Source organism: Patulibacter defluvii, from assembly GCF_034096925.1.
Classification (GTDB): domain Bacteria; phylum Actinomycetota; class Thermoleophilia; order Solirubrobacterales; family Solirubrobacteraceae; genus Patulibacter; species Patulibacter defluvii.
Genome location: NZ_JAWZSQ010000048.1, coordinates 1 through 12,392, shown reverse-complemented (window position 1 = coordinate 12,392; position 12,392 = coordinate 1). Strand labels below are relative to the sequence as shown.

The 12,392-nt window shown below is 76.3% G+C and carries 11 protein-coding genes and 2 pseudogenes; 8 read left to right on the top strand and 5 right to left on the bottom strand.

Annotated features, from left to right (window positions below):
- The 3 genes and pseudogenes from SH587_RS24475 to SH587_RS24465 form a co-directional block, all read left to right on the top strand.
- A pseudogene (locus SH587_RS24475) lies at positions 1-833 on the top strand (hypothetical protein); the annotation flags it as partial.
- A 53-nt stretch (positions 834-886) separates the two neighbouring features.
- On the top strand, positions 887-2,008 hold the full coding sequence (locus tag SH587_RS24470) for a glycosyltransferase (protein WP_320673288.1): 1,122 nt from the start codon (positions 887-889) through the stop codon (positions 2,006-2,008).
- A 35-nt stretch (positions 2,009-2,043) separates the two neighbouring features.
- The gene (locus SH587_RS24465; protein ID WP_320673287.1) at positions 2,044-2,514 is read left to right on the top strand and encodes a hotdog fold domain-containing protein; all 471 of its coding nucleotides are present in this window, start codon (positions 2,044-2,046) and stop codon (positions 2,512-2,514) included.
- A 13-nt stretch (positions 2,515-2,527) separates the two neighbouring features.
- Here the strand turns inward: SH587_RS24465 and SH587_RS24460 are convergent, their stop codons facing one another.
- On the bottom strand, positions 2,528-3,223 hold the full coding sequence (locus tag SH587_RS24460; protein ID WP_320673286.1) for a GNAT family N-acetyltransferase: 696 nt from the start codon (positions 3,221-3,223) through the stop codon (positions 2,528-2,530).
- A 150-nt stretch (positions 3,224-3,373) separates the two neighbouring features.
- On the opposite strand from SH587_RS24460, the gene SH587_RS24455 reads away from it, so the two are divergent.
- A complete protein-coding gene (locus tag SH587_RS24455) occupies positions 3,374-4,537 on the top strand; it encodes a glycosyltransferase (RefSeq protein WP_320673285.1) in 1,164 nt (387 codons plus the stop codon).
- Positions 4,534-5,250: a sugar transferase gene (locus SH587_RS24450; RefSeq protein WP_320673284.1), complete on the top strand. Its 717-nt coding sequence runs from the start codon at positions 4,534-4,536 to the stop codon at positions 5,248-5,250. Before SH587_RS24455 ends, SH587_RS24450 begins: the two co-directional genes overlap by 4 nt.
- Positions 5,251-5,258: 8 nt before the next feature.
- On the opposite strand, the gene SH587_RS24445 is transcribed toward SH587_RS24450, so the two are convergent.
- Complete coding sequence (locus tag SH587_RS24445) at positions 5,259-6,776, bottom strand: phosphoinositide-specific phospholipase C-related protein (protein ID WP_320673283.1); 1,518 nt, start codon at positions 6,774-6,776, stop codon at positions 5,259-5,261.
- A gap of 102 nt (positions 6,777-6,878) precedes the next feature.
- Between SH587_RS24445 and SH587_RS24440 the strand changes: the two genes are divergently transcribed.
- A complete protein-coding gene (locus SH587_RS24440; RefSeq protein WP_320673282.1) occupies positions 6,879-7,784 on the top strand; it encodes an SDR family oxidoreductase in 906 nt (301 codons plus the stop codon).
- Positions 7,785-7,847: 63 nt separating this feature from the next.
- On the opposite strand, the gene SH587_RS24435 is transcribed toward SH587_RS24440, so the two are convergent.
- Both SH587_RS24435 and SH587_RS24430 read right to left on the bottom strand, forming a co-directional pair.
- Positions 7,848-8,333 (bottom strand): inorganic diphosphatase, encoded by a 486-nt coding sequence (locus tag SH587_RS24435; protein WP_320673281.1) that lies wholly within the window; start codon positions 8,331-8,333, stop codon positions 7,848-7,850.
- A gap of 91 nt (positions 8,334-8,424) precedes the next feature.
- The gene (locus tag SH587_RS24430; RefSeq protein WP_320673280.1) at positions 8,425-8,988 is read right to left on the bottom strand and encodes a cupin domain-containing protein; all 564 of its coding nucleotides are present in this window, start codon (positions 8,986-8,988) and stop codon (positions 8,425-8,427) included.
- Positions 8,989-9,052: 64 nt separating this feature from the next.
- On the opposite strand from SH587_RS24430, the gene tkt reads away from it, so the two are divergent.
- Positions 9,053-11,080 (top strand): transketolase, encoded by a 2,028-nt coding sequence (gene tkt, locus SH587_RS24425; protein ID WP_320673279.1) that lies wholly within the window; start codon positions 9,053-9,055, stop codon positions 11,078-11,080.
- Between the two features lie 5 nt (positions 11,081-11,085).
- Entirely contained in the window at positions 11,086-11,922 is an 837-nt protein-coding gene (locus SH587_RS24420; protein ID WP_320673278.1) for a polysaccharide deacetylase family protein, read from the top strand.
- On the opposite strand, the pseudogene SH587_RS24415 reads toward SH587_RS24420, so the two are convergent.
- Positions 11,919-12,392: pseudogene (locus SH587_RS24415) on the bottom strand (hypothetical protein); the annotation flags it as partial. The gene SH587_RS24420 and the pseudogene SH587_RS24415 sit on opposite strands and share 4 nt — an antisense overlap.

The window sequence follows — 12,392 nt, the reverse complement described above, 5'->3', positions numbered from 1 at the left end:
GCCGCCGCGAGCCGGTGCCGCCGCCGGTCGTCCGCCCGGCCCCGCTGGCCGCCGGCCCGCCGACCCCGCCGCCGGCCGCCGGCCGCTCCGGGTCGGGCCGCCGCGGCTGGTGGGGGCTGCTGGTGCTGGCCTTGGCGGCGGCGCTGGTCGGCGTCCTGATCGCGATCTTCGCCGGCGGCGACGACCAGCCGCAGCGGCGCACCACCGACCAGCGGCGGACGACGACCGGCGACCGCACCACGTCGACCGGCGGCCAGACCCGCTCGACGACCACGCCCGGCACGACCACCTCCGGCGGCCAGACGGAGCCGGACGGCGGCGGTGGCCAGCGGATCGCCGTCGACGGCGGGGGAGCGATCCTGGCCCGCGCGCCCGCCGACCCGTCGCCGCTCTCCGACGGCACCGCGCCGGCGCTCTACGACGCCGGGTCGCAGGGCTGGCGGACGCTCGTCGCCCGTCCCGACCAGCAGTCGTGGTTCACCCCGACCCGGGTCTCGCAGAGCGGCGGCGCGCTCTACCGGCTGCGCCAGAGCGGTCCCGAGGGGCGCCTGATCCTGGTCGACTACACGCCCAGCCAGCCGGCGCGCTTCGACACCAGCGCCGCCTTCGAGCAGCGGCCGGTCACGGGCGGGCCGTTCGGTCCCGCGACCGGCTACGCCTTCCGCGACGTGCGGGTGGCGGGGATCGCCGAGTGCGCCTCGGCGGTCTGCGTCGACGTGCCGGTCAACCAGAGCGACTCCGGCCCCGGCTGGGGCGTGCTGGTGGCCGCGCCGACCGCCGAGGAGGCGTGGGCGACGGCCGAGCGGGTGGTGCGGGCGACCGGCCCGCGCTGATCCGCCCCGATCGTTTCCGGATGCAAGCTCCCGGCCTGTAGGTTGCACCCCCCGTGCACGTCCGGATCGTCGACCCGTCCGCCTACACGCCGCCCTACGACCACGCGCTCTGCGCCGCGCTCGCCCGCGCCGGCACGCAGGTGACGCTGGTCACCAGCGACTTCCCCTACGGCGAGGTCCCCGGCGCCGAGGGCTACGCGATCGAGCACGGCTTCTACCGCCGCAGCCTCGGCGCGCCCGGATCACGGCTGCGGCGGGTCAGCAAGCTGGCCGGCCACCTGCCGGACATGCGCGCCCTGCGGCGGGCGGCCCGCGACGCCGACGTCGTCCACTTCCAGTGGCTGGCCGTGCAGCCGCTCGACCTGCACCTGCTGCCGAAGGACCGGCCGGTGGTGCTGACCGCCCACGACGTGCTCCCGCGCGAGCCCCGTCCCGGCCAGGAGCGGGCCCAGCAGCGGCTCTACGCGCGGGTCGACGCGGTCGTCGTCCACTCGCACCACGGCCGCGACCGGCTGGTCGAGCGGCTCGACGTCGACCCGGCCAAGGTCCATGTGATCCCGCACGGGGCCTTCCGCCACCTGACGACCGTCGAGCGCGGCCGGCTGCCGATGCCGCTGCCGACGGTCAAGCGGCCGGTGGTGCTCTGCTTCGGCCTGATCCGGCCCTACAAGGGGATCGACGTGCTGCTGGCCGCCTGGCGCCAGCTGACCGCCGACCGCCACTGGCCGGCGGCCGAGCTGTGGATCGTCGGCCTGCCGAAGATGGACATCGGCGAGCTGAAGCGCGAGGCGCCGGCCGGGGTCCGGTTCGTCGACCGCTTCGTCTCCGACGGCGAGGCGGCGGCCTTCTTCGACCGCGCCGACGCGGTCGTCCTGCCCTACCGCGAGATCGACCAGTCGGGGGTGCTGTTCACCGCGCTGGCCTTCGGCAAGCCGATGGTCCTCTCCGACGTCGGCGGCTTCCCGGAGATCGCTCGCGACGGCGCCGCCGACCTGGTCCCGGCCGGCGACGCGGACGCGCTGGCGCTGACCCTGCGAGGGCTGCTGCGCGACCGCGACCGGCGCGCCCGGCTGGGCGCGCGGGCGGCCGAGCTGGCCGCCGGGCCCTACTCGTGGGACGAGGTCGCGCGGGCCCACCGGGCGCTCTACGAGCAGCTGGTCGCGGCCCGCGCCTGACGGTTCGTCCTACCACCAGTAGGATTGGCCGGGCGATGCCCAGCCTGAACCTGCTCGCCGCCCACCGCAAGCTCGAGCGCGTGCCGCTCGGCCGCGGGGTCGTCTCGCGCGCCTACCGCACCGCCGCGCCCTACTTCCTGACGATCCCGGCCCAGCTCGACGCGCTCGCGCCGGGCCGCGCGGTGGCGTCGATGGCGGCGGTGCCGTGGACCCGCAACCACCTCGGCGGGGTCCACGCGATCGCCCAGTGCAACCTGGCCGAGTACGCGATGGGGGCCGTCGCCGAGGCGACCGTCCCGGCCAGCCACCGCTGGATCCCGCGCGGGATGACCGTCGACTACCGGGCCCGCGCCGGCGGCCGGCTGACGGCGACGGCGACGCTCGAGCTGCCGGCCGAGCTGGCCGAGAAGCAGGAGCTGCCGGTCCGGATCGCGATCGCCGACCGCGAGGGCGTCGAGGTGACGTCGATCGAGATCCGGATCTGGATCACCGCCCGCCGCTCCTGAGCCGCGGAGGCCGTCAGCCCTCGCGCAGCTCGCGGAGGCCGCGCCGCTGGCGGCCGTCGGCGTCGAAGTTGGCCGGGTCGAGCCAGGCCCGGAAGCCGGCCGCGACCGCCGGCCACTCGCCGTCGAGGATCGAGTACCAGGCGGTGTCGCGGTTGCGGCCCTTGACGATCAGGTCCTGGCGGAACGTACCCTCGTAGCGGAACCCGAACCGCTCGGCCGCCGCCCGCGAGCGCGCGTTGCGGTCGTGGCACTTCCACTCCAGCCGCCGGTGGCCGAGGTCGTCGAAGGCGTGGGCGGCGGCCAGGAAGATCGCCTCCGTCGCCGCCGGGGTCCGCTGCAGCCGGCCGCCGAACCAGACGTGGCCGATCTCGATCCGTCCCCGCTCGGGCGCGGTCCGCATCAGCGCCAGGACCCCGGCCGCGGCGCCGCTCCGCTGCTCGACGATCGCCAGCAGGTGCGGGTCGTCGAGCGCCGCGTGCTCGCGCAGCCAGTCGTCGAAGGCCGGCCGCTCGGGGAACGGGCCGTAGGGCAGGTAGTCCCACAGCCGCGGGTCGCCGCCGTCGTTGGCCGCCGCGAACAGGTCGTCGCCGTGGGCGGCCGGATCCAGCCGCTCCAGCCGCACGCGCTCGCCGACCAGGGTCCGCCCGTCCGGCCGGCGGGCGCCGGCGAAGTCGACGCGGGCGCCCAGCCGCTGCTCGTCCTCGTCCATGCCGGCGACGCTAGCGCGGACGACCGCCCCCGCGGCAGGGCCAGCCGGCCGTCGCTGGACCGCCGTAGCCCCGCCGCCTGTCACGTTCCGGACGCTCAGCGACCGCGACGTCGCGGTCGGCGGGGGCGGCCCTCTGCGACGATCCGGACCGTGCGCCTGCTGCACCGCGTCCCCCTGCTGCTGCTCGCCTGGACCCACGTCGGCTGGGGCCTGTTCCTGCGCCTCGCCCGGCCGCTCGGCCGGGTCGCCGACGATCGCGAGGCCTGGCCGGCCGCCGCGGCCGCCCCGCCGCGGGTCTCGCTGATCATCGCCGCCTACGCCGAGCAGGACGTGATCGCCGACACGATCGCCCGGCTCCGCGCCCAGACCGTGCCGCTGCAGCTGATCGTCGCCTGCGACGGATCGCCCGACGCGACCGCCGAGCGGGCCCGCGCCGCTGGCGCCGACCTCGTCCTGGAGCTGGAGCGGGGCGGCAAGCACCACGCCCAGGCCGCCGCGGTCGCCGCCGCCAGCGGCGAGCTGCTGCTGTTCAGCGACGCCAACACCCGCTGGGAGCCGGACGCGGTCGCCGAGCTGGCCGCCGCCTTCGACGATCCCGCCGTCGGCTACGCCTGCGGGCGGGTGACCTTCGTCGCCGAGGGCGACGGCGCCGGCGGCAACCAGGAGGGCGCCTACTGGCGGCTGGAGATGGCCCTGCGCCGGCGCGAGAGCGACTGGTGGTCGGTGACCGCCGGCAACGGCGCGATCTACGCCCTCCGCCGCGAGCTGTGGCCGCGGCTGCGGACCGCCCACGGCCACGACCTCTCGCTGCCCCACCAGGTGGTGCGGCTGGGGCTGCTGGCCGTCGACCGGCCGAGCGCTCGCGCCAGCGAGCCGATGGTGCCCTCGATCGAGGGCGAGTGGCGGCGCAAGCGGCGGATGATGAACCAGGCCTGGCGGATCGTCCTCCACGGCGGCCGCGGGGGCGGGCTCGACGGCGGGATCCTCGATCCCCGCGGTCTTCCGCCCCGCTACCTGGCGGCGCTCGTCAGCCACCGCTGGCTGCGCTACGCCAGCCCCTTCCTGCACCTGCTGGCGCTCGCCGCCGGGCTGCGGCTGCTGGCCTCCGGGCGCGCGCCGCGGGTCGACCGGCTGCTGCTCGCCGCCCACCTGGCCGTGCTCGGCGGAGCGGCCGCCGCCGGCCGCTGGCGCTGGCGGCCGCTGCTGCTCTGCCGCTACTACGTGGCGATGACCGCCTCGATCGCCGTCGGCCTAGCCGATCACCTGCGTCACGGCGCCCCGGCCGGCTGGGATCCGGCGGAGGGCACCCGGTGACGACGGCCGAGGATCCGCGCGACCGCCACGCCGGGCTGCGGCGGGCGATGCGCGAGGCCGGCCTGCGGGTCGGCCCCGACGGCCCGATCGCGCGCGCGGCCGGCGGTCCGATCGCCGACGGGCTGCGGCGGGCCTTCGACGTCGCCGTCTCCGGCCTGGCGCTGCTGGTGCTGGCGATCCCGCTGGCGCTGGTGGCGCTGGCGATCCGGCTGGAGTCGCCCGGCGACCCGATCTTCCGCCAGCGCCGGATCGGCCGCGACGGGCGGCCGTTCGACGTCCTCAAGCTGCGGACGATGGTCCAGGGCGCCGAGCGGATGGGGGCCGGCCTGGCGATCGAGCAGGGCGACGCCCGGATCACCCGCCTCGGGGCGCTGCTGCGGCGGACCTCGGTCGACGAGCTGCCGCAGTTCGTCAACGTGCTCCGCGGCCAGATGGCGATCGTCGGCCCGCGGCCGACCGTCCCGGTCCAGGTCGAGCGCTACGACGACCGCCAGCGCGAGCGGCTGCTGGTCCGCCCGGGCCTGACCGGCTGGGCGCAGATCCAGGGCCGCACCACGCTCAGCTGGCCGGAGCGGATCGAGCTCGACCGCTACTACGTCGCCCACCGCTCGCTCGCCCTCGACCTGCGGATCCTGCTGCGGACGGTGCGGGTGGTGCTGGGCGGCGAGGGCGTCAGCCGCGACGGGGCCGCCTGGCGCGAGCCGGACGCCTGAGCCGCCGCTCAGCCGCGCCGCAGCGCGACCGCGATCCGCACGGTCCGCCCGCGGTAGGCGAAGCGCACGCTCAGCCGCCGCGTCCGCCGGCCGACCGCCACCCGCACCCGCCGGTCGGTCCGCGCCCGCACCGTCCGCCGGCCGCCGCGGACGACGATCGACCGCCGCAGCCGCTCGCCGGTGCAGGGGAACCGCAGCCGCACGACGCCGGTCGCGACCCCGCGCCGCACCCGCCACGGCCGGTCGCGATCGCCGAGCGCCGGCGCGCAGTCGCCGCGCTCCGACGGCCGCCAGCGCAGGTCCTGCTGGCGCAGCCCCAGCCAGACGTCGCCGGCCCCGGCCGCGGTGGCCTGCAGCAGCCAGCCCTCGCGGCCGGTCCGCGGCACGCCGTTGACCGTCCCGGGATCGCGGCAGGCGCGGGGCGCGGTCGCGGCGCTGGCGAGGGTGGCGGGGACGGTCCAGCGGCCGGCGCCGTCGCGGCAGGCCACCCGGTGGCGCTCGCCGCAGGGCCGCGACGCCCAGCGCCCGTCGGGTCGCTGGACCGCGCAGTCGCCCGCGGCCGGCTGGCCGGGGGCCCAGCTCCAGACCAGCGCCTCGCGGCGGGGGTCGTCGCGGGTCAGCTGGTCGAGGCCGATGATGTCGACCCCGCAGCGGACCATCCGCCGGGTCAGCGGCGCGTCGATCGGGTCGGGGCCGGCGGTCAGCGCGCCGATGATCGTGCGGTCCTCGAAGTAGCGGACCGGGTTGGCCTCGTACTGGGCGCGGGTGAAGTCGGGTCCGCAGTCGGGCGGCTCGCGGAGGGCGCCGTTGTCGCCGCCGGTCAGCCGCCCCCGCTCGTCGTGGACCCACGACGGCCAGGCGCGGCCGCTGCCGCAGGGGCCGAAGATCAGCACCTGGTGGCCGGCGGCCAGGATCTGGCGGCGGGTCACGGTCAGCGGCAGCGGGGCGCAGCGGGCGCCACCGCCGGCCGGGCGGTGGACCAGGTCGCCGAGGGTCGCCTCGATCGCCCGCGCGCCGGCGTCGTAGCCGTGGCTGCCGGCGGTGCTCTCCAGGTGCGACTCGACGTACAGCAGCAGCACCTGGTCGCGGTGGGCGCGCAGCCAGCCGCCGATCTCGCCGAGCACGGTCTGGAACGGCTTCTCCAGCGTGCAGACGGTGTGGCAGCTGGTCGGCGCGCCCAGGCCCAGCTCGGGCAGCGGGGCGAGCGCCGGGTGGACGTCGATCTCCAGGTGGCGGACGCCGGCGTCGAGCTGCTCGACCAGCGTCAGCTGCTGGTTGGGGTCGAGGGCCGAGAGCGCCAGCCCCATCTCGGCGATGCTGTTGAACGAGTTGTGGGTCGAGACCCAGGGCGCGTTGCGCAGCGGCACGTCGTCGGCCAGCTCGACCTGGAGCGCCAGCGCGCGGTCGGTCCACGCGCGGTCGGCGGCCGCCGCCGGTCCGGCCGCGAGCAGCCCGGCGAGCACGGCCGCCAGCAGCACGACGAACACCGGCGCCCGCCGGGCACCGCCTCCTCCCACGTCCCCCACGGAGCCCACCCTAGCCGCAAGCCGACCTTTGACGGGGGCGACGACCGGCCGATAGCATCAAAAATGACGCAGGCGTCACCGTTGCACACGAGGAGGAGACAGATGGCGAAGCAACCCCGCGTCCTGGTCGGCCAGGTCGCAGCGATCACCGGTGGCGCTCGGGGGATCGGCAAGGAGACCGCTCGCGCCCTGGTGCGCGAGGGGGTCAAGGTCGCGATCGGCGACCTCGACGTCGAGCTGGCGCGCCGGACCGCCGAGGAGCTGGGCGCCGGCGGCACCGCCGTCCGCGCCTACCCGCTCGACGTCACCGACCGCGACTCGGTGCGGGCCTTCATCGACGCCGCCGAGGCCGATCTGGGCCCGATCGACATCTTCGACAACAACGCCGGGATCATGCCCGTCGGCACCTTCCTCGACGAGGACGACGACAGCACCCGGCGCCAGATCGACATCAACGTCTACGGCGTGATCAACGGAGTCAAGGAGATCCTGCCGCGGTTCGTCGAGCGCCGCCGCGGCCACCTGATCAACGTCGCCTCGATGGCCGGCAAGGGCGGCTTCCCGGGCGTCGCCACCTACTGCGGGACGAAGCACTTCGTGGTCGGCTTCTCCGAGGCGATCCGCGGCGAGCTGCAGTACCTGGAGTCGCCGGTCGACGTCAGCTGCGTGATGCCGGCGATCGTCCAGACCGAGCTGGCGACCGGGCTCAAGGCCACCCGCGGGGTCAAGCCGACCACGCCGGAGGACGTCGCCGAGGCGATCGTCGACGCGCTCAAGCACCCGCGCTTCGACGTGATCGTGCCGCGCTCGGCCGCGGTCGCCAACGCCGTCCTGCAGGTGATGCCGCGCCGCGGCCGCGAGGGCGTGGCCAAGCTGCTGAAGGCCGACCGGGCCCTGATCGAGGCCGACCACGGCGCCCGCCAGGGCTACGAGCTGCGGGCGTCGGAGAGCGACCCGCACCTGGAGGCCGGCCACCAGCCGGCCTCGCTCGGCGCCGGCGACGAGTAGCCGGCGCCGGTCGCCGCACGGCGGTCGCGGAGCGGCGGCGACCGGCGTGCGGTGGTGCCGCGGCTACTTGGCCGCGAGCAGGCGCTCCTTGGCGGCCGCGACGGTCTCCAGCGCCTCCTCGCGGCTGCGGTAGCCCTGGACCTCGACGATCTTGCCCTCGGGCTGCTTGTAGATCGCGAAGAAGTGCGAGATCTCGGTCTTCAGCTGATCCGAGATGTCGTCGAGGGTCTCGACGCCCTTCCAGTTCGGATCGTCGACCGGCACGCAGACGACCTTGTCGTCGACCTCGCCGTTGTCGATCATCTTGAAGAGGCCGACCGCGCGGACCGGGATCCGGCAGCCGGGGAAGGTCGGATCGGACACCAGGCAGAGCGCGTCGAGCGGATCGCCGTCCTCGCCGAGGGTGTCGGTGATGAAGCCGTAGTCGGCCGGGTAGACGACTGACGAGTAGAGGTAGCGGTCGAACACGATCGCCCCGACCTCGGGGTCCCACTCGTACTTGTTGCGCGATCCCTTGGGGATCTCGACGAACATCAGCAGCTCGGACACCCGGTGAATCCTAGTGGCCGACGGCGAATCGGGCGGGGTCGCCCACCGAGTCCATACGCGTCCGGCCGGACGGATCGCCGCGCGCGACCGCTCACCAGCCGCCGGGCAGCCAGCCGTCGCGGTAGCCGGTCGGCTGCGGATCGGCGAACCGCGCGTAGGCCTGCTCGGGGTCGGCGGTGGCCGTCTCGACCCCCGCGCCGTGGCGCAGCGCCGCCGGGGCGACCGGGTAGGCGCCCCAGTCCGCGCCCTCCTGGTGCTCGCGGGCTCCGAGCGCCAGCACCACGCTGCGACCGGCGCCGGCGCCGACGACCATGTGGGCGGCGCCGGGCGGGCAGTGGACGTAGTCCCAGGCCCGCAGCGGCCGCTCCTCGCCCTCGATCAGCAGCAGCGCCTCGCCGGCCAGCACCAGGAAGCCCTCGGCGTCGGCCTCCCAGTGGTACATCCCGATCGGCTCGCCAGGCTCCAGCACGTGCAGGTTGACCCCCAGCTGCGGGAACCGCGCCAGCTCCTCGTCGCTCCAGCCGGTGAAGGGCAGCCGTCGGCCGCGGCCGGGCCGATCGACCCACCGCGCCTCGCTCGCGTTGAGCACGAACCAGCCCGGTCCGGCGGGCACCAGCCCGGCCTCGGTCCGCACGATCCGTGCCTCGGCGACCATGGCGCGAGGATAGCCGCCGGGCACGCGGTCGAACCCGGCCGGCCGGGCTCGCAATACTGCAACGGTGAGCTCCGACGCCGCCGCCCTCAGCATCAACACGATCCGCACGCTCTCGATCGACGCCGTCCAGCAGGCGAACTCCGGGCACCCGGGGCTGCCGCTGGCCTTCGCGCCGGTCGCCTACCTGCTCTACGCCGAGCGGATGAAGCACGATCCGGCTGACCCGTCGTGGCCCGACCGCGACCGCTTCGTGCTCTCGGCCGGCCACGGATCGATCCTCCAGTACGCGGCGCTGCACCTGGCCGGGTACGACCTCAGCCTCGACGACCTGAAGGCGTTCCGCCAGTGGGGCTCGCGGACCCCGGGCCACCCCGAGCGCGAGTCGACCGACCACGCCGCCGACAACGGCAACGGCATCCCCGCCCAGCCGCTGACGCCGGGGATCGAGGTCACCACCGGCCCGCTCGGCCAGGGGATCTCGAACGCGGTCGGGCTGGCCGCCGCCGAGCGGTTCCTGCGCGAGCGGTTCGGGTCCGAGGTTCAGGACCACCGCACCTACGTGGTGGCCTCCGACGGCGACCTGATGGAGGGCGTCGCGTCGGAGGCGGCGTCGTTCGCCGGCCACGTCGGCCTCGGCCGGCTGGTCGTGCTCTACGACGACAACTCGATCTCGCTCGACGGCCCGACCTCGCTCAGCTTCGACGAGGACGTCGAGCAGCGGTTCCAGGCCTACGGCTGGCAGACGCTGCGGGTGACCGACGTCAACGACCTCGACGCGCTGCGGGCCGCGCTCGACGAGGCCGAGGCCGACGAGACCCGTCCGACCCTGATCCACGTCAAGTCGATCATCGGCTGGCCGTCGCCGAACAAGCAGGGGTCGAGCAAGGCCCACGGCTCGCCGCTCGGCGAGGACGAGGTGCGGCTGACCAAGCAGGCGCTGGGCTGGGATCCGGACGCCCACTTCCTGATCCCCGACGGCGTCTACGACCAGTTCCGGGCCGGCAACCGCGGCCCGGCCGAGCGCGCCGCCTGGCAGCAGCGGTTCGAGGCCTGGCGGGCCGCCGACGGCGACCGCGCCGCCGCCTGGGACGCCGCCTGGGCCGGCAAGCCGCTGCCGGGGCTGAAGCAGGCCCTGCGGGCGGTGCCGGCGGAGAAGGAGGCCACCCGCGTCAGCGGCAAGCGGGCGATGGCCGCCTTCGCGCCGTTCGTGCCGACGCTGGTCGGCGGCGCCGCCGACCTCGCCTCGTCGACCAACACCGTCCTGCCCGACGCCGGCTTCCTGACCCGCGACGAGGCCGGTCAGAACGTCCACTTCGGCGTCCGCGAGCACGGCATGGGCGCGATCGTCAACGGCCTCGCCGCCCACGGCGGGATCGTGCGGCCGTACGGCTCGACCTTCCTCCAGTTCGTCGACTACATGCGCGGCGCGGTGCGGCTGTCGGCGCTCCAGAACCTCTCGGTCGCCTGGGTCTACACCCACGACTCGGTCGCGCTCGGCGAGGACGGCCCGACCCACCAGCCGGTCGAGCACCTGGCCTCGCTGCGGGCGATCCCGAACCTGGTCGTGCTGCGGCCGGGCGACAGCGTCGAGACCCAGGTCGCCTGGGCGACGGTGCTGGAGGACCTGAACGGCCCGGCCGTCTTCGCCTTCAGCCGCCAGGAGATCGCGCCGCTCCAGCGCGACGGCGGCGAGGACGCGGCCTGGGAGGGCGTCCCGCGCGGCGGCTACGTCGTCAGCGATCCCGCGGGTGGCGCGCAGGTCGTGCTGGTCGGCACCGGCGCCGAGGTCGGCGTCGCCGTCGACGCCGCCGCGCTGCTGGCCGAGCAGGGGATCGCCGCCCGCGTCGTCTCGCTGCCCTCGTGGGAGCTGTTCGACGCCCAGGACGACGACTACCGCCAGTCGGTGCTGCCGGTCGAGCTGCCGTCGGTCTCGGTCGAGGCCGGCGTGACGCTGGGCTGGGAGCGCTACGTCGACGCCGCCGTCGGGATCGACCGCTTCGGCGCGTCGGCCCCGGGCGGCCAGGTGCTGGAGCAGCTCGGGATCACCCCGGCGGCGGTCGCGGAGCGCGCGCGGCAGCTGCTCGGCGACTGAGGACCGTGGCCCGGCCCGGCTCTCGTCGCGCCGTCGCGGCCCTGCTGGTGGGCGCGCTCGGCCTCGCGGGAAGCGGCTGCGGCGGCGATCGGCCGTCGCCGCCGCGGTCGGCCCGGCACGAGGACTGGGCCGCCCGCCACCTGGCCCCGGCCCCGCCGCCGGCGCTGACCGGCCGGGCCCGCCCGACCCTGGCGCCGACCCGCTCGAACGGGCTGACCTGCGTGGCCAAGGGCCCCGTGCGGCTGCGCCACGGCCCGCGCGACCGCCGGCGGCGGGTGGCGCTGACCTTCGACGACGGCCCCTCGCCCTACACCGCCCCGATCCTGCGAACGCTGGAGCGGCGGCGGGCCCGCGCCACCTTCTTCCAGCTCGGCCGCCAGATCGGCCCCTACCAGCACCTGGTCCGGCAGCTGGTCCGCCGCGGCCACGCGCTCGGCAACCACAGCTGGTCGCACCCGAGCCTGGCCCCGGCCGACGCCCGCACCCGCGACCAGCTCGACTGGACGGCGCTGGCGCAGCGGCGGGCGGTCGGCCACGCCGGCTGCCTGATGCGGCCGCCCGGCGGCGACATCGGCGGGCGGCTGGAGCGGCTGCTGCGGCGGCGGGGTCAGCTGGCGGTGCTGTGGGACGTCGACCCCGACGACTGGGGCCGTCCGGGCACCAGGACGATCGTCGAGCGGGTGCTGCGGACGGTCCGGCCGGGATCGATCGTGCTGCTCCACGACGGCGGCGGCGACCGCTCCCAGACCGTCGCCGCGGTGCCGTGGATCGTGAAGGGCCTGCGCAAGCGCGGCTACCACCTGGTGACGGTGCCGACCCTGCTGGGCCTGCGCCGCCGCTAGTCGGAGGGCGTGAACTCCTCGCCGCCGTCGTAGCTCGTCGGCGGCGGGTTGTTCGTGGTCGTCGGCGTCGGGGTCGGCGTCGGCGTCACGACCGGCGGGGTGGTGGTCGTGGTCGGCGCCGGGGTGGTCGTCACCGGCGCCGCGGCCGCGGCGGCCTCGCGGGCGGCCTTCGCCTTCGCCCGGGCTCGCGCCTTCGCCCGCGCCTTGGCCTTCGCCTTCGCGCGGGCCTTCGCGCGGGCGGCGGCCCGCTCGGCGGCGGCGTTGTCGTCGGCCGCCGGCTTCGGGGTCGGGACGACCGGCGCGGCGGCCGGCCGCACGGGCGCCTTGGGCTTGTCGTCGCCGCCGAGCGCGCCGGCCGCGGCGGCGGCGATCCCGCCGACGGCGACCACGCCGGCGACGGCGATCGCGACGGTCTGGGCGCCGAAGCCGCCGGCTCCGGCCCCGGCGGCACCCCCGCCGCCCGCGGCCCC